Here is a 21,520-nt window from a genome sequence, read left to right as displayed (position 1 = left end):
AGTTTGTCCCACCACAAGGAGTGGAGAATGTCTTCCATTACAACGACAGATAATAAAGCCTTTCTTAACGAGCTCACCCGTCTGGTGGGTCATTCGCACCTGCTCACCGATCCTGCAAAAACCGCCCGCTACCGCAAGGGGTTCCGTTCCGGTCAGGGCGAAGCGCTGACCGTGGTCTTCCCCGGCTCACTGCTGGAATTGTGGCGCGTACTGAACGCCTGCGTAAACGCCGATAAAATCATTCTGATGCAGGCCGCCAATACCGGCCTGACTGAAGGTTCCACGCCGAACGGCAACGATTACGATCGCGAAATTGTCATCATCAGCACGCTACGCCTCGACAAGCTGCACGTCCTCAGTAAAGGCGAACAGGTGCTGGCATACCCTGGCACCACGCTGTACTCACTGGAAAAAGCGCTTAAACCTTTTGGTCGCGAACCGCACTCGGTTATCGGTTCCTCCTGTATCGGCGCGTCAGTTATTGGCGGCATCTGCAATAACTCCGGCGGGTCGCTGGTACAACGTGGCCCGGCGTATACCGAAATGTCGCTGTTCGCGCGCATTGATGAACAGGGCAAATTACAGCTGGTGAACCATCTGGGCATCGAACTGGGCCAGACCCCGGAACAGATCCTCAGCACACTCGATGATGAACGCATCAAAGATGAAGATGTGCGCCACGATGGCCGCCACGCCCACGATTATGATTACGTGACTCGCGTCAGGGACATTGAGGCCGATACCCCTGCCCGCTATAACGCTGACCCGGATCGCCTGTTCGAATCCTCCGGCTGCGCGGGTAAGCTGGCGGTGTTCGCCGTGCGGCTGGACACTTTCGAGGCGGAAAAAAACCAGCAGGTCTTTTATATCGGCACCAATCAGCCCGACGTGCTGACCGAGATTCGTCGTCATATCCTGGCGAAGTTCGACAACCTGCCGGTTGCCGGTGAATATATGCACCGCGATATTTACGACATCGCGGAGAAATATGGCAAAGATACGTTCCTGATGATCGACAAGCTCGGCACCGACAAAATGCCGTTCTTCTTTACGCTCAAAGGCCGTACCGACGCAATGCTGGAAAAGGTAAAAATCTTCCGTCCGCATTTCACCGACCGCGCGATGCAGAAGTTCGGCCATTTATTCCCTAACCATCTGCCGCCGCGCATGAAAAGCTGGCGCGACAAATATGAGCATCATCTGCTGTTAAAAATGGCGGGAGACGGAGTGGCGGAAGCGCAAAGCTGGCTGACCGAGTTTTTCAAAACCGCCGAGGGCGATTTCTTTGCCTGTACCCCGGAGGAAGGCAGCAAAGCGTTCCTGCACCGTTTTGCCGCAGCAGGCGCGGCGATCCGTTATCAGGCGGTGCATGCCGATGAGGTGGAGGATATTCTCGCACTGGATATCGCCTTACGGCGTAACGACACCGAATGGTATGAGCATCTGCCGCCGGAAATTGACAGCCAGCTGGTGCATAAACTCTATTACGGTCATTTCATGTGCTATGTCTTCCATCAGGATTACATCGTGAAGAAAGGCGTCGATGCCCATGCGCTGAAAGAGCAAATGCTGGAACTGCTGCGCCAGCGCGGCGCGCAATATCCGGCAGAGCATAACGTTGGTCATTTGTACAAAGCGCCGGAGACGCTGGCGCGTTTTTATCGTGAAAATGACCCCACCAACAGCATGAATCCGGGTATTGGTAAAACAAGTAAGCTGAAATTCTGGAAAGAAGCGGCGTCCGACGAGACGCATTGATTTCTCGTATTTACAGCGATGGAGCTGTTTTAAATATCGTGCCGGATGGCGGCGCAAGCGCCTTATCCGGCCTACAAACTGTAGGCCGGATTCAGGCACATATCAACAAACTCAATCGTTTTGCGCGGTCTGCTCGCCTGCTGCGGCCATCTGCGCGGCTTTCTGCTTTTTGTAACTCAACGCGGCGGCCGGAACGGGCATCGCTTTGCCGGTTTCAATCCAGGTGCGTAAACGGCTGGCATCGGCAAAATGGGTATATTTGCCAAAGGCATCCATCACCACTAACGCCACCGGTTTGTTGTTGATCATCGTGCGCATCACCAGGCAGTGACCCGCAGCGTTGGTAAACCCGGTCTTGGTCAACTGAATATTCCAGTTATCGCGGTACACCAGGTGATTCGTATTGCGAAACGGCAAGGTGTACGCCGGGTTTGCAAAGGTCGCCATATCCTCACGCGTGGTGCTTAACTGACCAATCAGCGGGTACTGCTTGCTGGCAATCAGCAGTTTCGTCAGGTCACGGGCGGTCGATACGTTATGAATCGACAGTCCCGTCGGCTCCACAAAACGGGTATGGGTCATGCCCAACGCTTTGGCTTTAGCATTCATCGCTTTAATAAAAGCGTTATAGCCACCCGGATAATGATGCGCCAGGCTTGCCGCCGCCCGGTTTTCCGAAGACATCAGCGCCAGCAGCAACATATTTTTACGGCTGATTTCACTGTTCAGACGCACGCGTGAGTAAACGCCTTTCATTTCCGGCGTCTGGCTGATATCGACTTTCAGTTTTTCATCCAGCGGCAGTCGCGCATCAAGCACCACCATCGCCGTCATTAATTTGGTGATCGACGCAATCGGACGCACAAGATCCGGGTGGTTCGAATAGATCACTTTGTTGGTGTTCAGATCAACAATCATCGCGCTTCCAGAAGCAATTTCCGGTTGAGACGCTACGGCGGCAGCCGCGGTTTTCGCCACAGCGTGTGGCGCAAAAGGGACAGCCAGCATCAGGGCAAGGCTAAATAATGAAACTCGGAATTTCAGCATGATGAGATTTCTGATAATGATTCACGCACGTAGAACGTACACCGCCTGAGCCAGGATTTTACTCAAGCTAGCTCCGGCATCATAGCGACCCGACAGCGTTGTCGCCATAAGAGAATCGTCACGAAATGCTGCATGCTGGCTTTTACACCCGTCTCTTCCCTGTTTCGGGGCGCAGGCGCGCTGCTGTTGTCCATTTACCGCCCTCCTGCGACCCGAATTCTTTTCATACCTCAGAATAACCGGTATCCATATCCCCACAGGATCACCGTCATCGCCAGCAGCACTTCCAGTACCAGCACGCCGATAGCCAGCGTCGAACTGGAAAAGCTCAGACCTTCCTCTTTACTGATGTTCAGGAATGTCGGGATGCCGAGATACAGCAGATAACCGGTATAAAACAGTGCGACAGTACCGACTAACGCACAGAGCCACACCAGCGGATAAAGCGCCACCAGACCACTTAAAAACAGCGGCGTTGCGACATACCCGGCAAAGACCATACAGTGTCCCAGGGAAGGCCGTTGCGGGTAGTTGCGCGCCATCCACCAGATGACCCGCCCCATCACGGCAACCCCGGCCAGCATCATGCCGTAAAACAGAACCGCGAACGCCAGCCCTGTAAACAGAGACAAGCGCAGCACATTGCCATCACCAAAATTCCAGCCAATTTGCGTGGTGCCGATAAAGGCGCAAATCACCGGGATCGCCGCCATCAGCAGCACATGGTGGGTATAGTGATGCGACACCGTTTCGTTTTCGCTTTTGATCACGCGCATTTCACGATCGGGATGGGAAAATAGCCCCCAGACATGGTTCATACCGCCCCCCTGCTTGTCAGCTCTGGATCTCAACACTTCAAGTATAATTCAGCTTTCGATTATTTTATGTACAGCGCATAAAAACCGATGCGCTAACGTCGCGCCTTTTCCGGCCATAAACATTGATAGGGTGTATGCTAAAGGCGGGAGGTCGTTTTCACGTATGGATATCAACAGTCTTATCACGCATTACGGTTACGCTGCGCTGATTATTGGCAGTATGGCGGAAGGCGAGACCATCACCCTGTTAGGCGGCGTGGCAGCCCATCAGGGATTGCTTAAATTCCCTCTGGTGGTGCTCTCTGTCGCACTCGGCGGCATGATTGGCGATCAGGTGCTCTATTTGTTGGGTCGTCGCTATGGCGGCAAAATTTTGCGGCGCTTTTCCCGGCACCGCGCCAAAATTCATCTGGCGCAGAAAATGATCCAGCGTCGCCCGTACCTGTTTGTGATTGGTTCCCGATTTATGTACGGCTTTCGCATTATTGGGCCACTATTGATTGGCGCCAGCCACCTGCCGCCTAAAATCTTTCTGCCGCTGAATATTCTGGGGGCGATGATCTGGGCTTTGCTGTTTACCACCCTGGGCTATATTGGCGGCGAGGTGATCGCGCCGTGGCTGCACAGTTTCGACCAGCATATAAAGCATGTGATTTGGCTGGCGCTGGTGGTTGGGCTGGTTTTTGGCGCTCGCTGGTGGTTAAAACGGCGCAATAAGCCTGATGCGCCTTAGCGCTTCAGGCTTATTTGGCCTGCATTAAAGCGCCATCCGGCATGACGCTCAAAGATGATAACCGCCGCCCAGCGCGCTGGTGAGCTGGATGGACGCATCCAGCCATTGCCCTTGCAAAATCAGGCCGTTGCAATGTTCCCGCAGCGCCGGGATCTTCGCCTGGCTGACGCGGGAGCCCGCAATAATTCCGGCATTAAACCGCGCCTGTGCCAGACCAACCACCCGCTGTGCGTCATGCTCAATCTGCCGTTGGTGCTGATTTTTTTCAGCCATCGTTTCAACCTGACTGGCGGCGCGCGCCACATCATTCACCGCATCCACCACCGCTTTGTTGTAATTCGCGACAGAGAGATTACTTTGCGCTTTCGCGATATCAAGACTGGCGTTCAGCCTGCCGCTGTCAAAGATCGGCAGCGTCAGCCCGGCGGTGACGCCCATCTGCTGTGCGGAATGGCGAAACAGATCGCTCAGGTGCAGGGCGTCCTGTTGCAGAAACGCCATCAGGTTGATATCGGGATAAAACGCCGCTTTTGCGGCGTCAACGCTGCCTAAAGAGGACTCAATGTACCAGTGCGCCGCCTGTAAATCGGGCCGGCGAGCCAGAAGTTCATAGCTCAACTGAGCGGGCAACTGGCTTTCAGTCACTGGCAGAGCAACCGTATGCAGGGTCAGCGAGGCCGATTGCGCATTGGTCAGCGCACTCAGCCGCGCCTCAATAATCTTCATTTTACCGGCCACATCATTTAGCTGCTGCTGCGTTTTACCGGCATCAATATCGGTTTCCACCCCTTCGACGGAGGAGGTAATACCGTTTTGATACAGCTGGCGATCAACCGTAATGACGTTTTGCTGTTCATGTTCGATTTGCGTCAGCACCGCTTTAAGCGCCGCCTGCATCTGCCATTCCCAGTATAAACGCGCGACACCGCTTGCCAGCAGTTGCCGGGTTTGCGCCTGTTCCGCTTCACGCGCTTTCACTACGCCGATTCTCGCGCTGACTTCAGCCCGGTTCTTGCCCCAGAGATCCAGATCCCAACCGGCGGTTAAGCCGAACGTCCCGTTGGTGTACCACGGCCCGGTGGTTCCCGCCGCCGGATCGGTGATGGCAAACGGCCCCATCAGCCCTTCCGCAGACATTTTTTGGCGCTCAACATCCGCAGAGAAATCCAGCCGGGGGCCATCCTGCGCTTCAACCGCCTTCGCCTGCGCCTCGGCGAGTTGTATACGCTGTTCAGCCACCTGCATATCAGGAGAATGCTGTAATGCGTTGTTAATTAAGGCATCAAGCTGGGGATCGTGGTACGCCTTCCACCACTGGCTGTCCGGCCAACCGTTTTTTATTGCCGTCGGTAATGGTGAATCAACCTGTGCAGCAGGCGTTTGTCGCGTCAGCGACTGGCGGGTATCGTGCATCGGCGCGCAACCCGCCAGCAGCGTAAAAAGAGACAGGCACACCGTTGTGGCCAGGAGAGAATCGCGGTTCATGGAGACGTTCTGGTAAGAAAAGGTGCGCAGAGATTACGTGGTGTTGCGTCCTGTTTTTTAGTTACGCGTGGCAATACATCTTTGGAAAAGGAAAAATATAACTAGAAAATTATAATTGAAACAAATAATTATAATTAAAGTATTTCATGGAATGATATTTACCCTTTGCGTAGTTCCCTGTCGAACCGCTGACCGCTGCCGGATGGCGACGTACCGTCTTATCCGGCCTACAGATTGTGTAGTCTGTAGGCCTGATAAGGCGATTTAAATATCAATGGACTGAATGGCGCGAGCAATATCGGGGGAATTATTAAGCGCTCGGATTTCCTGAAATAGCGCGGTGGCTTCCGTATATTCCTTACGCAAATACCCCAGCCACTGCTTAATACGCGCGACATGATACAGCCCGGTATCCCCCTGCTTTTCCAGCCGGGTGTATTTTTGTAGCAGTAAAACCACTTCCGGCCAGGGCATACGCGGTTCGTTATATTTCACCACGCGGCTGAGATTCGGGATGTTTAACGCTCCACGTCCCATCATCACCGCGTCGCAGCCGCTGACCGCCATACACTCTTGCGCGCTCTGCCAGTCCCAGATTTCACCATTGGCGATAACCGGAATAGTGAGTCGCTGGCGGATCTCGCCAATCGCCTGCCAGTCAATATGTTCGGCTTTATAACCCTGCTCTTTGGTGCGCCCATGCACGACAAGCTCTGTCGCCCCTGCCTGCTGGACGGCATCGGCAATTTCAAATTTTCTTTCGCCGCTGTCCCAGCCCAGACGCACCTTCACCGTGACCGGTAAATGCGCAGGCACGGCTTCGCGCATCGCTTTTGCCCCCTGATAGATAAGCTCAGGATCTTTGAGCAACGTCGCCCCGCCTCCGCTGCCGTTCACCATTTTCGACGGACAGCCGCAGTTTAAATCCACGCCGTATGAGCCCAGCTCTACCGCGCGGGCGGCGTTTTCCGCCAGCCACTGCGGGTATTGCCCCAGCAGTTGAATACGCACGACTGTGCCGGACGCCGTGCGGCTGGCATTGTGCAGTTCCGGGCAGATGCGATGAAACACTTTTACCGGCAGAAGCTGATCCACCACGCGCAAAAACTCCGTGATGCACAGATCGTAATCATTAACCTCGGTCAGTAGCTCGCGCACCAGAGAGTCGAGCACGCCTTCCATCGGCGCCAGTAAAACACGCATAGCATTTCGTTACCTGCAAAAAAAGAGGCGCTATGGTAGCGCCTCTGTGGTGCGGTTTAAAGTCTCTCAGCGCGGCTCAAGGCAGTTATCTTCCTTCCAGCCATACAGCCACTCAATGCCGCGATAAAACTCCTGCTGGGATTTGCCTTTCCACAGCAGATTACGCACCTGTCGCTCCACGCCTGCGGCATGGTAGACGCGCCCCATCTCGCGGGTTGACCAGACAATTCGCGCCGTGCGGGGAATACGCACCGACTCATACAACGCAAAGGCCTGCTGCGCATCGCCATGACAACGCTCCAGCGCTTTACCCAGCGTAACGGCATCTTCCAGCGCCATGCAGGCGCCCTGCGCCATATATTGCGCAACCGGGTGCGCGGCGTCGCCCACCAGCGTGATGCGGTCGGTTCCCCATTTCTCTACCGGTTCCCGGTCAGCGGTCGCCCAACGGCGCCAGGAGGAGGGTTTGTCGAGCATTTGACGCGGACGCGGGTGAATCCCGGCAAAATAAGAGAGCACCTCTTCTTTGCTTCCGTCTTTCACGCCCCACTCCTCCTGCTGACGGCTATGGAACGTCACCACCAGATTGTACTGTTTCCCGCCGCGCAACGGATAATGCACCAGATGGCAATGCGGCCCGGCCCACAGTACCGGCGCGTTGATGCGCAAATCTTCCGGCATGTCGTCGCACTCCACCACGGCCCGGTACACCACATGCCCGGTCACGCGCGGCGTATCACCAAGTAGACTCTGGCGCACAACCGATTTCACGCCATCGCAGCCCAGCAGAATATCTGCCGTCCAGCTATTCCCCTGCTCGTCAAACACCGTTACATCGTCCGGCGTCTGGCGGATATCGACAATATTCGTCGAAGTCCGGTACTCCACGCCCGGATGGGTCAGCGCCGCTTCCCAGACGGTGGCATGAATATCCACCCGGTGAATTACGGCATACGGGCCGCCAAAATGGTCGCGAAAGGCCTGGCCGGTTTCAATGCGCACGACCTCTTCGGCATTCACGGCGTCCATCATCGTAATATGATCGGTAAAGACTGCGCGCTGGCGAGCCACTTCACCAACGCCGAGGCTGTCCAGCGCGGAAAACGCATTCGGCCCGAGCTGAATCCCCGCCCCAATCTCACCAATTTCATGAGCCTTTTCCAGCAGCATCACTTTAATGCCCTGGCGCGCCAGCGACAGCGCGGTCGCTGCGCCGCCAATACCGCCACCCACGATAATTGCGCTTGTCACTTTAGCCATTGTCGTTCTCCTTATCAGGCTGAAATTTTGTCTTGTTGATTTTCGGGGGCGGCGGCGATAAAGGCCGGAAGCCGGGTGCAGGCGTCATAAACCGCCTTGCAGCGCGGATAACCGCTCAGGTCGCATCCCATTCGCAGCGCATTGGCCCATTGTGGAATCAGGCAGCAATCCGCCAGCGTGGGCGCATCCCCCACGCAAAACTGCCCGGACTGCCCCTGGCGCAACAGCTGTTCCACCGCGCTAAGCCCTTGTTGCACCCAGTGGGCGTACCAGCGTTTCTTGTCTTCTTCGCCGATCTTCAGCTCGTCAGTCAGGTAGCGCAGTACGCGCAAGTTGTTCACCGGGTGAATATCACAGGCAATGGCATAGACAATTTCCAGCGCCTGGCTGCGCGCCGGATCGACCTGCGGCAGCAACGGCGTCTGCGGGAAGTGGCGATCCAGCCAGTCGATGATTGCCAGCGATTGCCCGAGAGATTCACCGTCATCAGTCACCAGTGTCGGCACCAGCCCGATCGGGTTCATCCGTCGGTAGCTCAGCGCATTCTGCTGGCCGATACGAATGTTGACGCCCACCGTCTCATAATCGATGCCTTTTAATGCCAGCGCGATACGCACGCGATAAGACGCCGAGCTATTAAAAAAACTGTACAGCTTCATCATTCACCTCAGACAATCTTCACGGCGATCGGCGTTAACCCTTCCACATTACCGGTAATCACATCCCCTTTCACCACTGCCCCAACCCCTTCCGGCGTACCGGTGAAAATCAGGTCGCCCGGTTGCAGTTCAAAAAAGCCGGACAGGTAGCTGATGGTTTCATTGACGGACCAGATCAGATGGCGAATATCGCTGCGCTGATGATCTTCCCCGTTTACCTGTAACCAAATCGGCGCGTTGTTGACGTCTGCCACATCGGTCGCTTTATGCAGCGGCGCAATCGGCGCGGACAAATCAAACGCTTTGCCGATTTCCCACGGGCGCCCCATCTGACGCATTTCCATCTGGCGGTCGCGGCGGGTCATATCCAGCCCGGTGGCATAGCCCCAGACATACTCATGCGCCTGCTCAAGCGGAATATCGCTGCCCTGCTTGCCTATCGCCACCACCAGTTCAATTTCATAGTGATAGTTATCGGTCTGCGACGGATAGGCCAGCGCCAGCGTTTCGCCAGCCGCAACCGGTACGACCGCATCGGCCGGTTTGCAGAAGAAGAACGGCGGCTCACGATCGGGATCGAACCCCATCTCACGGGCATGGGCGGCGTAGTTACGGCCAACGCAGTAGACGCGGCGAACCGGGAATTGCTCATCGCTGCCAACAACCGGCACCGCGACTGGCGCCTGAGGTTCGAATACATATTTGCTCATTTTTTCTCTCCCAATTTAATCACGCGCTTCGCGGAACAAGCCGAGGGCTTCCTGAACCGGTTTGTCCGAAAAACTGAATAAAACGGTATCTTCCGTGGTCTGGAACGACACCCCGTGCCATGTCGGCACCACAAAGATATCTTTCGCCGTGAAGTGGAACGTCTCATTGCCAATGGTGACCTGCCCGGAACCTTCCACAACGTGATAAATGGTGCTGTCGGTCGTGCGCGCCACGCGCGACGCAAACCCTTTCGGCAACAGTTGCAAAAACGCGCCCATCGAAGGCATCGGATAGCCCCCGGTGACCGGGTTGACGTAGCGCATCTTGTAGCCATCCCATTCGTCAGGTTCCCCCATCCGGGTCAGGTCATGCAGCGCTTCACGGCTACGGTCGTAGCGGTAGTTGAAAATCGGCGAGGAATTGCCGACCTGGTGGCGTAGCGGCAGCATGTTGGCGGCGTAGCGCGGCAGGTAATCGCCTTCTTTGCGCGTCACCGGCTGCTGTTCTTCCGGGTAATCTTCTGCAAACCCGCAGCCCAGCGTATTCACCAGCGGCAGATCCAGACCGTCCAGCCATACCACCGGCTCGTCGCCAAGGTTGCCGTGATCGTGCCAGCGCCACTGCGGCGTCAGAATAAAGTCGCCCGGGTGCATCTGCGTCCGCTCGCCGTCAACGGCGGTGAACGCGCCTTGCCCTTCCACAATAAAACGCAGCGCTGACTGGTTGTGGCGATGACTCGGCGCCACCTCGCCCGGTAAAATCAATTGCAGCCCTGCGTACAGCGTCGCGGTAATTGACGACTGTCCGCGCAGCGCCGGGTTTTCCAGCACCAGTACCCGGCGGACAGCCTCTTTCGCGCCAATCAGGTTGCCGCTTTCCAGCAACAGCGGGCGGATCTCCTGATAGTTCCAGTACGCAGGCGCACAATTGGCGTTCGGCGTTTGCGGCACCAGGTGGTGCAGCGACTCCCAGAGCGGCGTCAGGTTTTGCCCGGAAATGTGCTGATAAAACTGCTGACGGTTGTGTTTAACATCCTGATTCACTTCAGACATGGAGGTTCTCCTTATTCGTTCACGACGCCTGCCCGGGGCAGCACGTCAGGTTCAGAGGCTGAGTGGCGGACAACCGCCGTCAACATGGCGAGCATCACCGCGCTAATGGCTGCCGGAATCGCGATGACGAAAAACAGCGTATCGAAAGAGAAATTCATCGCCATCATCATGCCGCCGGAGAGCGAGCCGACAATGGCGCCGCAGCGCCCGACGGCATTGGACCAGCTCACGCCGGTTGCACGGCTTTGAGTCGGGTACAGCGTCGCAGTTAAGGCATTCAGCCCCACCTGCGATCCGCTGATGCCAATGCCCGTACCAAAAATCGCCAGCGCCATCAACCACAGTCCGTTTTCACTCAGGCCAATCATCACGATGCAGACCGCGCCCAGCGCGTAGCTCACGGCCAGCACCCGGAACGGATTGTGTTTGTCCATCAGTACGCCGAGTAACAGCGCGCCGAGCGTACCGCCGACCTGGAATGCGGCAGTGACCCAGGAGGCATGCTGCAAATCGATTCCCCGGTGGTTCAGGAGCGTCGGCATCCAGCTGGAGAGCAGGTAGATAATGAGCAGGCTCATGAAGAACACGACCCATAACATCAGGGTAATGGGAAGCTGACGCCCAACAAAAAGCTGGCGGATACTGCCTTTTGAAATGGCGGCGGCTTCATGAAGATAGAAATGCGTATTGTCGTAGCGTTCGCCGGTGATGGCGGCAACCGTTCTGGCAATCGCCGCCTGCGGGCGCTGACGACGCACCTGCCAGCGTGGCGACTCGGGCAGAACAAACAGCAAGGCGAAAAACAGCATTAAGGGCAATACGCCGCCGAGCACCAGAATGCCGTGCCAGCCAATCAGCGGCACCAGTTGCGCGCTGACGATGCCGCCCATCGCCGAACCGAGGGTAAACCCGCAGAACATCAGCGTCACCAGCGCCCCGCGACGGCGGGCGGGAAGGTATTCCGACGTCATCGTGATGGTATTCGGCATCGCGCCGCCCAGCCCTAACCCGGTTAAAAAGCGCAGTACCACCAGCGTTTGCAAATCCGGCGAGAAGGCGGAAAGCAGGCTTAAGGCACCAAACAGCGCCACGCACAGTTCAATCACCCGTTTACGGCCAAAACGGTCTGACAGCGGGCCGCACAATAGCGCCCCTGCCGTCAGCCCCAGCAGACCCGCGCCGAACAGCGGGGCCAGATCGCTGGCGCTCAATTGCCAGTGCGTACGGATATCCGGCGCAATAAAGCCAATTGCGGCCGTATCAAAACCGTCGAGCATTACCACCAGAAAGCAGCAGATGATAACGCGCCACTGCATTTTGCCGACGGGGGCGGCGTCAATCAGTGCTTGTAGATCACGTCGTTGAGTCATAGTGAATGCCTCGGTGCAGGTAAGGTAGATGTCATTTTTGTTTTTTGTATGTTGCAAGTTTGTAATCATGGCGATGAAATGTACAATGGCATTTCGGGCAGAGGCATAACCTGGGGGTTATATCAAATGGCGAATTGGGCGCAAAAATTGAAGCTGCACCACCTGCAAATGCTGGTCGCGCTGGGGGAGCAAGGGAATCTGACCCACGTTGCGCGAATGATGAACATCACCCAGCCCGCGCTGTCGAAGTGGCTGTCACAGCTTGAAGATGAGATCGGAATCACGCTTTTTGAACGCCACAGCAAGGGGTTACGCCCTTCAGAAGGGGGTAAGCTGTTGCTCCAGCATGCACAGCGGCTCATCAACGATATGGAACGTTCGCAGTATGAGATCGCGCGCTTTAAGCAAGGTGGGCTGGTGGGAAGCCTGAAAATCGGCTGTTCACCGGTCGCGACAGACTGCGTGTCGCAGGCGATCCTCTGCCTGCTCAATGAGATGCCGACGCTGCACCTGAATATTGAAGAGAAAGTCATGACCCCGCTTTTACACGATCTGCTCGCCGGGTCGCTGGACGTGGTGGTAGGTCGCGTGGGCGGTCGGGCGCTCCAGCTGCCGTTAAACTATCAGGTGCTCTACACCGAACCGGTCTGCTTTGTCGCCCGTCCCCATCATCCCCTGGCCTCACACGCCACGCTTTCCTGGAACGACCTCGCCCACTGGCGCTGGATTGTCTGGCCGACCGGTACGCCGATTCGCATCAGCATTGATAACGCCCTGGTGGACAACGGCGTGATGCTGCCGGAAAACACCATCGAATCCGCCTCGATGAACGTCAGCACCAATTTGCTGCAAAGCAGCGATATGATCTCTATTCTTTCTCTACGCCTGGCGCAACGCTATGCCAGCCAGGGCCAGTTGGCTATCTTAAACCTGCCGAAAATAGAACAGAAAGGCAGCGTGGGCATGTTCTGGCGCAAGAACGAGACCCCTTCTCTCGCGTTGAGTCGTTTTCTGCATTTTCTGGCGCAGGTTTAGCGCGGGCAACGGGGCGTTGCCCGATGTTCCCGTTGTCTATTTCCACTATGCTCAGAATTCATGATGTGATCGGTAGCACGTTTTAAAGTTTAATTGTATGATGAATCTGTTTCATCAAGGGCTTTTACCATGAGTAAATCACTGAATATCATCTGGCAGTATTTACGCGCATTTGTACTGATATATGCCTGTTTGTATGCGGGTATTTTCATTGCATCGCTGCTTCCTATTACGATTCCCGGCAGCATCATCGGCATGTTGATTCTGTTTGTTTTACTGGCGCTACAAATTCTGCCAGCGAAGTGGGTAAACCCGGGATGCTATGTCCTGATCCGTTACATGGCGCTGCTGTTTGTGCCGATTGGCGTCGGCGTCATGCAGTACTTCGATTTGCTGCGCGCGCAGTTTGGCCCGGTGGTGGTCTCCTGTGCGATCAGTACGCTGGTTGTTTTCCTGGTCGTGAGCTGGAGTTCGCATATCGTACACGGTGAACGAAAAGTGTTAGGGCAGAAAGGATCGAAAAAATGATGTCGTATATCTGGTGGTCGTTACCCCTGACGCTGGCGGTCTTTTTCGCCGCCCGCAAACTGGCTGCGCGCTTTAAGATGCCGTTGCTTAACCCGTTGCTGGTTGCCATGGTGGTCATCATCCCGTTTCTGATACTGACCGGCATTCCTTACGATCACTATTTCAAAGGCAGCGAGGTGCTCAACGACCTGCTGCAACCCGCCGTCGTGGCGCTGGCGTACCCTTTATATGAACAACTGCACCAGATCCGCGCCCGCTGGAAATCCATCATCACGATCTGCTTCGTCGGCAGCGTGGTCGCCATGGTGACCGGAACCACTGTCGCCTTACTGATGGGCGCCACGCCGGAAATCGCCGCATCGGTATTACCGAAATCGGTCACAACCCCAATCGCAATGGCGGTGGGCGGCAGCATCGGCGGCATCCCCGCCATTAGCGCCGTCTGCGTTATTTTCGTCGGGATACTGGGCGCCGTATTTGGTCATACCCTGCTCAACCTCATGCGTATCCGTACCAAAGCCGCACGCGGTCTGGCAATGGGAACCGCCTCGCACGCCCTGGGCACTGCGCGCTGCGCCGAGCTGGATTACCAGGAAGGCGCGTTCAGTTCGCTGGCGCTGGTGATCTGCGGGATCATCACCTCGCTGCTGGCGCCGTTTCTCTTCCCGATTATTCTGGCGGTAGCGGGCTAAAATTTGCGATGCGTCGCGCATTTTTAATTTAAGTTTCACAAGTTGCAATAACAATGAGATTTGGATCACATATAAAGCCGTAACAGCTCCGTAAACTACGATTCCATTACATTGTTATGAGGCAACGCCATGCATCCACGTTTTCAAACTGCTTTTGGCCAACTTGCGGATAATCTGCAATCAGCGCTGGCGCCGATTCTGGCAGATGAGCATTTTCCCGCCATGCTGACTGCGGAGCAGGTCTCGACGCTTAAGCGTGAATCGGGGCTGGACGAAGACGCGCTGGCTTTCGCGCTCCTGCCGCTGGCTGCCGCCTGCGCACGCACCGACCTTTCCCACTTCAACGTTGGCGCTATCGCGCGCGGCATCAGTGGGACCTGGTATTTCGGTGGGAATATGGAGTTCCTGGGCGCGACGATGCAGCAAACCGTTCATGCCGAGCAAAGCGCGATCGGCCATGCCTGGCTGCGCGGTGAAAAAGGGCTCGCCGCCATCACGGTTAACTACACCCCTTGCGGTCATTGCCGTCAGTTTATGAACGAACTGAACAGCGGCCTGGATCTGCGTATCCACCTGCCGGGGCGCGTACCGCATACCTTACGCGACTATCTGCCTGATGCTTTCGGCCCGAAAGACCTGGAGATCAAAACGCTGCTGATGGACGAGCAGGATCACGGTTTCGCGCTGGAGGGCGACGCGCTGACTCAGGCAGCGATTGCCGCCGCCAATAAATGTCATATGCCTTACAGCCACTCCCCAAGCGGCGTGGCGCTGGAATGCAAAGACGGGCGTATTTTCACCGGCAGCTATGCCGAGAACGCCGCCTTTAACCCTACGCTGCCGCCTTTGCAGGGCGCACTGAATCTGCTGAACCTGAACGGGTATGACTATCCAGATATTCAGCGCGCAATTCTGGCGGAGAAAGCCGACGCGCCGTTAATCCAGTGGGACGCCACCGCCGCCACGCTGAAAGCGTTAGGCTGCAATAATATCGACCGCGTACTGCTGGGTTAAGCCCTGGAACACGCAATGTGCGTAGGCCCGATAAGCACAGCGCCATCGGGCAACATGCAAATGGCAAGAATGTCTAAAATCCCCCCAATCAGACTGCTGTTTCTTGCGCTTCGACAGCGGGTACAGTAGCCTGATTGAAATTTCATCCCTTTATCGAGTTCTCCGCATGTTAAAGCGCGTGTTTTACAGCCTGTTAGTCCTGATCGGCTTGCTGCTGTTGACTGTGCTTGGTCTCGACAGATGGATGAGCTGGAAAACCGCGCCCTATATTTACGACGAATTACAGGATCTCCCCTACCGCCAGGTGGGAGTGGTATTAGGCACCGCAAAATACTATCGCACCGGCGTCATTAATCAGTATTACCGCTACCGCATTCAGGGCGCGTTAAACGCCTACAACAGCGGCAAGGTCAATTATCTGCTACTCAGCGGCGATAACGCGCTGCAAAGCTATAACGAACCGATGACGATGCGTAAGGATCTGATCGCCGGGGGCGTTGATCCTGCCGACATCGTGCTCGATTATGCCGGTTTTCGCACGCTGGACTCCATTGTGCGCACGCGCAAAGTGTTTGATACCAACGACTTCATCATCATTACCCAGCGTTTCCACTGTGAACGCGCGCTGTTTATTGCGCTGCATATGGGAATTCAGGCTCAGTGCTATGCGGTGCCGTCGCCAAAAGATATGTTAACGGTACGCGTACGTGAATTTGGCGCCCGATTCGGCGCGCTGGCAGACCTCTATATTTTCAAACGGGAACCTCGCTTCTTAGGCCCGTTAGTTCCCATTCCAACAATGCATCAGGTGCCGGATGACGCCCAGGGCTACCCGGCAGTAACGCCTGAGCAATTGCTGGAACTGCAAAAGAAACAAGGAAAATAAGCGTGGAAGGGAAAACGATCTTTGTGGTCATCGCCGTCCTGATGGTGATGCTGTTTAGCTTACGGGAAGCCTACAAAGGCTGGCGCTCTGGCGCCGTGGATAAAATCGTCAGGAACGCCCGCGAACCCGTATACGCCTACCGTGCAGAAACCCCTCTCCTTTACTGGAGCTACATTGGGTTATATCTGTGCATGTCGGTTTGTACGCTCGCCGCAGGCATTTATTTTCTGTTCTTTAGATAACGCGCAGAAATAAAAAAGCCCGAAACAGTTGCCTGCTTCGGGCTTTTTCATGCCGGTAATTACTTCTTACGGGCGTATTTCAGCGAGTCCAGCGCCACCGCGAAGATAATGATGCCGCCTTTAATGATGTACTGCCAGTAAGGGTTCACGCCGATATAGGTCAGGCCGTAGTTGATGACGGTAAAGATAATCACACCGGTCACAACGCCGAATACCGTCCCGACGCCGCCGCTAAACGACACGCCGCCAACCACGCAGGCGGCAATCGCATCCAGCTCATACATAAAGCCGAGGTTGTTGGTCGCAGAACCGATACGCCCCGCTTCCAGCAAACCGCCGAATGCGTAGAACACACCGGACAACGCATAGATCATCAGCAGGTTCAGCCCCACGTTAACGCCGGACACTTTTGCCGCTTCCGGGTTGCCGCCGATAGCGAAAATGTTCTTACCGAAACGGGTTTTATTCCACAGGATCCAGACGAACGCCACCGCAATCAGCGCATAGAAGGTAATGTAGGAGAGCCGGAAACTGCCCAGCGCAATAAAGCCCTGCGCAAACGTAGAGAACCCGCTATCAAACCCCGAAATCGGCGACGCCCCGACGAAGTCGTAATACAGAGAGTTGATGCCATAAACGATAATCATCGTGCCCAGGGTCGTGATGAACGGCGTCACATTGAGGTACGCAATGATAATGCCGTTAAGCAGACCAATGACGGCCCCAATTGCGCAGACAATCAGGATCACCAGCGGAATCGGCATGGTGGCCATTTCCGGGAAGACCTTATTGGCGTTTTCCACGGACTGCAACAGCGTTGCGGCGACCACGGCCGCCAGGCCAACCTGACGTCCCGCAGACAGGTCAGTCCCCTGGGTGACAATCAACCCTGCCACACCCAGCGCGATGATAATACGCACGGAGGACTGCGTCAGAATGTTACTTAAGTTCAGCAGACTTAAAAATGTAGGGTCCTGGAAAATAATAATGGCCAGCAAGACTAAAAGAACAACGTAAATTCCGCCTTCTTTCAGATAAGTAAGAAAACTTTTCTTATTTAACGCACTCATGAGGAGCCCCTGATCTTAAAGGTGCAAAGACGCAAGACGCAGAATTTCGTTTTGCGTTGTTGTTTTTGTGTCAACAATCCCGGCAACAAGGCCATTGCTCATTACCAGAATACGATCTGTAATCCCTAACAATTCCGGCATTTCGGAAGAAATGATAATAATCCCCTTCTCTTTTTTCGCCAGTTCCGCAATCAGTTGATAGATTTCAAATTTCGCGCCGACATCAATACCGCGCGTTGGCTCATCCAGCATTAATATTTCTGGCTGCGTTAACAGCCACCGGCCAATAATGACCTTCTGCTGGTTGCCCCCCGAAAGAGAGCCAATTTGCGTGCGATGACCTGGCGTTTTCACGCGCATTGAGTCAATAACCCACTGGGTATCGCTCTTCATGCGGGAATTATCCAGCAAACCGACTTTATTTCTGTAATTGCGGATGTTGGAAATTAAAGAGTTAAAACCAATATCCAGATACGCGTAGATCCCGGTTGAACGACGTTCTTCCGTTACCAGCGCGAAACCGTGATTAATGGCTTCGTTCGCGTTGTGGTTATTAATCTTTTTGCCGTGCAGCGTAATCGTACCCGATGATTTTTCCCGGATACCAAAAAGCGTTTCAACAATATCGGTACGCTTTGCCCCTACCAGACCCGCAATCCCGAGAATTTCCCCTTTATGCAGATCAAAAGAGACGTCGCGGATCGACGGCTGGCGCAGAGACGTCAGGTTACGCACTTCCAGAATGACCTCTCCCGGCTTGTTTTGCTTGTCCGGGAAACGCTGGTTCAGGGAACGACCCACCATCATGGCGATGATCTTGTCCATATCCAGCCCTTCCAGCGGCTGCGTCGCAATCCACTGGCCGTCGCGCAAGACGGTGACTTCATCGCACAGCTGGAAAATCTCTTCCATTTTATGCGAGATATACACAATACCGCAGCCGCGCTCTTTCAGTTTGCGAATAATAGTGAACAGATGGTTAACCTCTTTTTCCGTTAATGAAGAGGTCGGCTCATCCATGATCACAATCTTGGCATTGTAGGAAAACGCCTTCGCAATTTCGATCATCTGCATTTGTGAAACGGATAATGTCCCGACACGCGCACGCGGATCGATATCAATATCCAGCTCATCAAATATCGCTTTGGTATCCCGGTACATTTTATCCTGATCGACAAACATACCTTTGGTTGGGTAACGCCCTAACCACATGTTATCCATGACGGAGCGCTGTAACACCAGGTTTAGCTCCTGGTGAACCATCGAAATACCATTCTCCAGGGCTTCTTTGGCAGAATGAAAATCGATCTCTTTCCCCTGAAATAAAATGCTACCGGAATCTTTTTGATAGATCCCAAAAAGGCATTTTAATAATGTTGATTTTCCTGCGCCATTCTCCCCCATTAAGGCGTGAATCGAGTGCGGGCGGACTTTTAAATTAACATTATCAAGTGCCTTTACGCCGGGAAAAGACTTGTTGATGCCGCTCATTTCCAACAAGTATTCGCCTGACGACGGAGTAGTAGTGCTGACCATAATTATACCTTGTTGGCCTCGCAGAGTGCGTTAATAAAGGGCGCAATGTTATTGCGCCCAAAGAAAACGATATACGAATTACTTGTTGGTAAACTCAGCCAGATTGTCTTTATCAACACCTACGTACGGAACGCGAACAATTTTGTTCTCGATTTTCCAGTCGGTGCCGTCAGCCGCGCCTTTACCATCGGCCAGGTTTTTCGCCAGATCAAAGGTGGCTTTCGCCTGGTTGTTGGCATCGTTCAGCACGGTACCTGCCAGCGCGCCGGATTTCACCAGTGCCAGCGCTTCAGGTAACGCATCCACGCCGAATACCGGAACGCTGGTTTTATTGTGCGCTTTCAGCGCTTCTACCGCGCCCATCGCCATTGCGTCGTTATTCGCGATAACCACTTCAATTTTGTTGGCGTTCGGGCCGGACAGCCATGCGTCCATCTTGTCTTTCGCCATTGCGGTATCCCACATCGCGGTATCCATTTGCAGCTGCTCAGTTTTGATGCCTTTGTCGTTCAGCTCTTTGATAACATAGGTGGTACGCGCTTCAGCATCCGGGTGGCCCGGCTCGCCTTTCAGCAGTACGAACTGGATTTGGCCATCTTTGTTCAGATCCCAACCCTGGTTAGCCTGCCAGTGTTTAGCGATCAGATCGCCCTGGATGATACCGGATTCTTTGGAGTCAGTGCCGACGTAATAGGCTTTGTCATAGCTATCCAGCGCTTTGCGGGAAGGTTCTTTGTTGAAGAACACAATCGGGACATTCTGACCACGCGCTTTCTCAATTACCGTACCTGCCGCAGCCGGGTCAACCAGGTTGATCGCCAGCGCTTTTACCCCTTTTGCCAACAGCACGTCGATCTGGTCGTTTTGCTTGGACTGATCGTTCTGCGAGTCATTCATCAGCAACTGCACATCAGGCGCCGCCTGGGCGTCTCTTTCGATAGCCTTACGCACGACGGACATAAAGTTATCGTCATATTTATAAATCGTCACACCAATGCGAGTATCAGCAGCGTGCGCAGCCGCGCCAAATAACATGCTTGCCATCACAGCAGACAGAGTTAACGCCTTCTTATTCATGGTATCTCCGGTTTTATTATGCAGGGTAGTACTTGAGAAAATGCTCGGCAGGGCAGAACGTTAATGAAGTGTTACTGAACGCCGAAGCTCACTGTTAAAAAATCTTTCTTCCGTGCCCGGTAACGCTCCAAAAATATGCTTTAATTGCTGTTTAATGCCCTGACGATGCGTTAAAAGTGATTATTCACCGTTACATAGTATTTACAGTGCTTCAAACGGTGCCATCATAGCTATCGTATTGTTAAGATACTGTGAATTTACTCACATATTGAAAGCGGTTACATCCCCTGACGTTGCTGGTTAGTGATCGGGGCCGCATTCTGTCTTAGCGCAACCGAATGACGACGCACCAGCGTTGGCATAAAACAGTGCGTCGCCGTTGAATCCAGCGCGCCGGCCGCGCCCTGCAACGCCAGTTCCGTTGCCATTTTCGCCATAGAAGCAATGGGATAACGCACCGTGGTCAGCTGCGGGTCGGTGTAACGGGCAATAGGAATATCATCAAAACCGATGATGGAAAGATGTAACGGGATGGCAATGCCATTGTCTTTTAACGCCGTGAGCGCGCCAGCGGCCATGCTGTCGTTATAGGCGAATACGGCGGTCAGTTGCAGGTTTCGCCCCAGCAGTTCCACCATCGCCGCTTCACCGCCCTGCATGTCCGGGGAACCCGTGCCAATCCAGCTTTCTGGCGGCGTAATCCCCTGCTCCTGCAACGCGCTCAGCCACCCTTCTTTACGCATCGTGTCATCTTCAATGCGGTGGCTGGAAGCCAGATAACCAATCCGTTGATGACCATTATTGAGCAGCATGCGGGTCGCCATTTTTGCGCCGCTGATATTGTCCAGGCACACGCAACGGTGGGCATAACCCGGCACAATACGATTGATCAGCACCATGCCTGGGATCTGGTCCATAAACGCTCCCAGCTCCTGGTCACTTAATGCTTTCGAATGAACAATCAATGCGTTACAGCGCTGGCGAATCAGAACCTCGATGGCATGACGCTCTTTTTCAGCCTCATGATAACTGTTGCCGATCAGCACATATTTGTTGTGTTGTTGGGCAACCACATCCACCGCTTTGACCAGTGCGCCAAAAAACGCATCTGACACGTCCATCACCACCACGCCGATGGTGTCGCTTATCTGCGTCGCCAGCGCTTGCGCATTAGCATTAGGACGGTAACCCAGCAGCGTGACCGCCTTCATTACCGCTTCGCGCGTATCGGGACTGACCAGCGCACTGTTATTCAGCACGCGAGAAACGGTCGCTACGGAAACGCCAGCCTGACGTGCCACATCACGAATGGTTACCATATTCACTACCCTGTTTGAGATTGCC

The 21,520-nt window shown here is 54.6% G+C and carries 21 protein-coding genes; 8 read left to right on the top strand and 13 right to left on the bottom strand.

Annotated elements, in window-relative coordinates:
- Nucleotides 1-27 precede the first annotated feature (27 nt).
- Complete coding sequence (dld, locus tag OGY62_RS17145) at nucleotides 28-1,758, top strand: D-lactate dehydrogenase (RefSeq protein WP_286460323.1); 1,731 nt, start codon at nucleotides 28-30, stop codon at nucleotides 1,756-1,758.
- Nucleotides 1,759-1,869: 111 nt separating this feature from the next.
- On the opposite strand, the gene pbpG is transcribed toward dld, so the two are convergent.
- Both pbpG and OGY62_RS17135 read right to left on the bottom strand, forming a co-directional pair.
- Complete coding sequence (pbpG, locus tag OGY62_RS17140; RefSeq protein WP_012131638.1) at nucleotides 1,870-2,805, bottom strand: D-alanyl-D-alanine endopeptidase; 936 nt, start codon at nucleotides 2,803-2,805, stop codon at nucleotides 1,870-1,872.
- Between the two features lie 230 nt (nucleotides 2,806-3,035).
- Complete coding sequence (locus OGY62_RS17135; protein WP_012131637.1) at nucleotides 3,036-3,623, bottom strand: Yip1 family protein; 588 nt, start codon at nucleotides 3,621-3,623, stop codon at nucleotides 3,036-3,038.
- 163 nt (nucleotides 3,624-3,786) lie between these two features.
- Here OGY62_RS17135 and OGY62_RS17130 point away from each other — a divergent pair, with 163 nt between their 5' ends.
- Nucleotides 3,787-4,356, top strand: a complete 570-nt coding sequence (locus OGY62_RS17130) for a DedA family protein (protein WP_049011492.1) — start codon at nucleotides 3,787-3,789, stop codon at nucleotides 4,354-4,356.
- A 48-nt stretch (nucleotides 4,357-4,404) separates the two neighbouring features.
- Here the strand turns inward: OGY62_RS17130 and mdtQ are convergent, their stop codons facing one another.
- The 7 genes from mdtQ to mhbT all read right to left on the bottom strand — a co-directional run bounded on the left by mdtQ (nucleotide 4,405) and on the right by mhbT (nucleotide 12,096).
- The gene (mdtQ, locus tag OGY62_RS17125) at nucleotides 4,405-5,841 is read right to left on the bottom strand and encodes a multidrug resistance outer membrane protein MdtQ (protein ID WP_286460322.1); all 1,437 of its coding nucleotides are present in this window, start codon (nucleotides 5,839-5,841) and stop codon (nucleotides 4,405-4,407) included.
- Nucleotides 5,842-6,105: 264 nt separating this feature from the next.
- On the bottom strand, nucleotides 6,106-7,044 hold the full coding sequence (gene dusC / locus OGY62_RS17120) for a tRNA dihydrouridine(16) synthase DusC (protein WP_012131633.1): 939 nt from the start codon (nucleotides 7,042-7,044) through the stop codon (nucleotides 6,106-6,108).
- 66 nt (nucleotides 7,045-7,110) lie between these two features.
- Nucleotides 7,111-8,304 carry a 3-hydroxybenzoate 6-monooxygenase gene (locus tag OGY62_RS17115; protein ID WP_286460321.1) on the bottom strand — a complete coding sequence of 398 codons (1,194 nt, stop codon included), beginning with the start codon at nucleotides 8,302-8,304 and terminating at the stop codon, nucleotides 7,111-7,113.
- Nucleotides 8,305-8,318: 14 nt separating this feature from the next.
- A complete protein-coding gene (gene maiA / locus OGY62_RS17110; RefSeq protein WP_110494033.1) occupies nucleotides 8,319-8,963 on the bottom strand; it encodes a maleylacetoacetate isomerase in 645 nt (214 codons plus the stop codon).
- A gap of 8 nt (nucleotides 8,964-8,971) precedes the next feature.
- Entirely contained in the window at nucleotides 8,972-9,673 is a 702-nt protein-coding gene (locus OGY62_RS17105; RefSeq protein WP_012131630.1) for a fumarylacetoacetate hydrolase family protein, read from the bottom strand.
- A gap of 15 nt (nucleotides 9,674-9,688) precedes the next feature.
- Nucleotides 9,689-10,726, bottom strand: coding sequence for a gentisate 1,2-dioxygenase (gtdA, locus tag OGY62_RS17100; RefSeq protein WP_286460320.1), 1,038 nt, complete (start codon nucleotides 10,724-10,726; stop codon nucleotides 9,689-9,691).
- An 11-nt stretch (nucleotides 10,727-10,737) separates the two neighbouring features.
- A complete protein-coding gene (mhbT, locus tag OGY62_RS17095; protein WP_198447499.1) occupies nucleotides 10,738-12,096 on the bottom strand; it encodes a 3-hydroxybenzoate transporter MhbT in 1,359 nt (452 codons plus the stop codon).
- Between the two features lie 126 nt (nucleotides 12,097-12,222).
- On the opposite strand from mhbT, the gene OGY62_RS17090 reads away from it, so the two are divergent.
- The 6 genes from OGY62_RS17090 (at nucleotide 12,223) to OGY62_RS17065 (ending at nucleotide 16,493) form a co-directional block, all read left to right on the top strand.
- Nucleotides 12,223-13,131: a LysR substrate-binding domain-containing protein gene (locus OGY62_RS17090; protein ID WP_024130178.1), complete on the top strand. Its 909-nt coding sequence runs from the start codon at nucleotides 12,223-12,225 to the stop codon at nucleotides 13,129-13,131.
- A gap of 129 nt (nucleotides 13,132-13,260) precedes the next feature.
- The gene (locus tag OGY62_RS17085) at nucleotides 13,261-13,659 is read left to right on the top strand and encodes a CidA/LrgA family protein (protein WP_012131626.1); all 399 of its coding nucleotides are present in this window, start codon (nucleotides 13,261-13,263) and stop codon (nucleotides 13,657-13,659) included.
- Nucleotides 13,656-14,351, top strand: coding sequence for a CidB/LrgB family autolysis modulator (locus tag OGY62_RS17080; protein ID WP_071258980.1), 696 nt, complete (start codon nucleotides 13,656-13,658; stop codon nucleotides 14,349-14,351). Before OGY62_RS17085 ends, OGY62_RS17080 begins: the two co-directional genes overlap by 4 nt.
- Nucleotides 14,352-14,480: 129 nt before the next feature.
- A complete protein-coding gene (gene cdd, locus OGY62_RS17075; protein WP_049009086.1) occupies nucleotides 14,481-15,365 on the top strand; it encodes a cytidine deaminase in 885 nt (294 codons plus the stop codon).
- Between the two features lie 166 nt (nucleotides 15,366-15,531).
- Complete coding sequence (sanA, locus tag OGY62_RS17070; RefSeq protein ID WP_012131623.1) at nucleotides 15,532-16,251, top strand: outer membrane permeability protein SanA; 720 nt, start codon at nucleotides 15,532-15,534, stop codon at nucleotides 16,249-16,251.
- A 2-nt stretch (nucleotides 16,252-16,253) separates the two neighbouring features.
- A complete protein-coding gene (locus tag OGY62_RS17065; RefSeq protein WP_012131622.1) occupies nucleotides 16,254-16,493 on the top strand; it encodes a DUF2542 family protein in 240 nt (79 codons plus the stop codon).
- A 59-nt stretch (nucleotides 16,494-16,552) separates the two neighbouring features.
- On the opposite strand, the gene mglC is transcribed toward OGY62_RS17065, so the two are convergent.
- The 4 genes from mglC to galS form a co-directional block, all read right to left on the bottom strand.
- Entirely contained in the window at nucleotides 16,553-17,563 is a 1,011-nt protein-coding gene (gene mglC / locus OGY62_RS17060; RefSeq protein ID WP_012131621.1) for a galactose/methyl galactoside ABC transporter permease MglC, read from the bottom strand.
- Nucleotides 17,564-17,578: 15 nt separating this feature from the next.
- On the bottom strand, nucleotides 17,579-19,099 hold the full coding sequence (mglA, locus tag OGY62_RS17055; protein ID WP_047462502.1) for a galactose/methyl galactoside ABC transporter ATP-binding protein MglA: 1,521 nt from the start codon (nucleotides 19,097-19,099) through the stop codon (nucleotides 17,579-17,581).
- A 78-nt stretch (nucleotides 19,100-19,177) separates the two neighbouring features.
- Nucleotides 19,178-20,176, bottom strand: a complete 999-nt coding sequence (gene mglB, locus OGY62_RS17050; RefSeq protein WP_012131619.1) for a galactose/glucose ABC transporter substrate-binding protein MglB — start codon at nucleotides 20,174-20,176, stop codon at nucleotides 19,178-19,180.
- Nucleotides 20,177-20,454: 278 nt separating this feature from the next.
- Nucleotides 20,455-21,495 (bottom strand): HTH-type transcriptional regulator GalS, encoded by a 1,041-nt coding sequence (gene galS / locus OGY62_RS17045; RefSeq protein WP_115609100.1) that lies wholly within the window; start codon nucleotides 21,493-21,495, stop codon nucleotides 20,455-20,457.
- Nucleotides 21,496-21,520 lie beyond the last annotated feature (25 nt).

It is taken from the genome of Citrobacter sp. CK198 (genome assembly GCF_030333295.1).
GTDB classification, from domain to species: Bacteria; Pseudomonadota; Gammaproteobacteria; order Enterobacterales; family Enterobacteriaceae; genus Citrobacter_B; species Citrobacter_B koseri.
Note: the sequence above shows the minus strand (reverse complement) of the source record. Positions and strands in the feature narration are given on the sequence as shown.

Bases quoted from the DNA above. Each gene is read 5' to 3' on its own strand.
- cdd (WP_049009086.1), top strand. From the start codon at position 14,481: ATGCATCCACGTTTTCAAACTGCTTTTGGCCAACTTGCGGATAATCTG.
- mglC (WP_012131621.1), bottom strand. From the start codon at position 17,563: ATGAGTGCGTTAAATAAGAAAAGTTTTCTTACTTATCTGAAAGAAGGC.
- gtdA (WP_286460320.1), bottom strand. From the start codon at position 10,726: ATGTCTGAAGTGAATCAGGATGTTAAACACAACCGTCAGCAGTTTTAT.
- OGY62_RS17090 (WP_024130178.1), top strand. From the start codon at position 12,223: ATGGCGAATTGGGCGCAAAAATTGAAGCTGCACCACCTGCAAATGCTG.
- OGY62_RS17135 (WP_012131637.1), bottom strand. From the start codon at position 3,623: ATGAACCATGTCTGGGGGCTATTTTCCCATCCCGATCGTGAAATGCGC.
- pbpG (WP_012131638.1), bottom strand. From the start codon at position 2,805: ATGCTGAAATTCCGAGTTTCATTATTTAGCCTTGCCCTGATGCTGGCT.
- dusC (WP_012131633.1), bottom strand. From the start codon at position 7,044: ATGCGTGTTTTACTGGCGCCGATGGAAGGCGTGCTCGACTCTCTGGTG.
- OGY62_RS17085 (WP_012131626.1), top strand. From the start codon at position 13,261: ATGAGTAAATCACTGAATATCATCTGGCAGTATTTACGCGCATTTGTA.
- OGY62_RS17080 (WP_071258980.1), top strand. From the start codon at position 13,656: ATGATGTCGTATATCTGGTGGTCGTTACCCCTGACGCTGGCGGTCTTT.
- mglB (WP_012131619.1), bottom strand. From the start codon at position 20,176: ATGAATAAGAAGGCGTTAACTCTGTCTGCTGTGATGGCAAGCATGTTA.
- OGY62_RS17130 (WP_049011492.1), top strand. From the start codon at position 3,787: ATGGATATCAACAGTCTTATCACGCATTACGGTTACGCTGCGCTGATT.
- mhbT (WP_198447499.1), bottom strand. From the start codon at position 12,096: ATGACTCAACGACGTGATCTACAAGCACTGATTGACGCCGCCCCCGTC.
- galS (WP_115609100.1), bottom strand. From the start codon at position 21,495: ATGGTAACCATTCGTGATGTGGCACGTCAGGCTGGCGTTTCCGTAGCG.
- mdtQ (WP_286460322.1), bottom strand. From the start codon at position 5,841: ATGAACCGCGATTCTCTCCTGGCCACAACGGTGTGCCTGTCTCTTTTT.
- maiA (WP_110494033.1), bottom strand. From the start codon at position 8,963: ATGAAGCTGTACAGTTTTTTTAATAGCTCGGCGTCTTATCGCGTGCGT.
- dld (WP_286460323.1), top strand. From the start codon at position 28: ATGTCTTCCATTACAACGACAGATAATAAAGCCTTTCTTAACGAGCTC.
- mglA (WP_047462502.1), bottom strand. From the start codon at position 19,099: ATGGTCAGCACTACTACTCCGTCGTCAGGCGAATACTTGTTGGAAATG.
- OGY62_RS17115 (WP_286460321.1), bottom strand. From the start codon at position 8,304: ATGGCTAAAGTGACAAGCGCAATTATCGTGGGTGGCGGTATTGGCGGC.
- OGY62_RS17105 (WP_012131630.1), bottom strand. From the start codon at position 9,673: ATGAGCAAATATGTATTCGAACCTCAGGCGCCAGTCGCGGTGCCGGTT.
- sanA (WP_012131623.1), top strand. From the start codon at position 15,532: ATGTTAAAGCGCGTGTTTTACAGCCTGTTAGTCCTGATCGGCTTGCTG.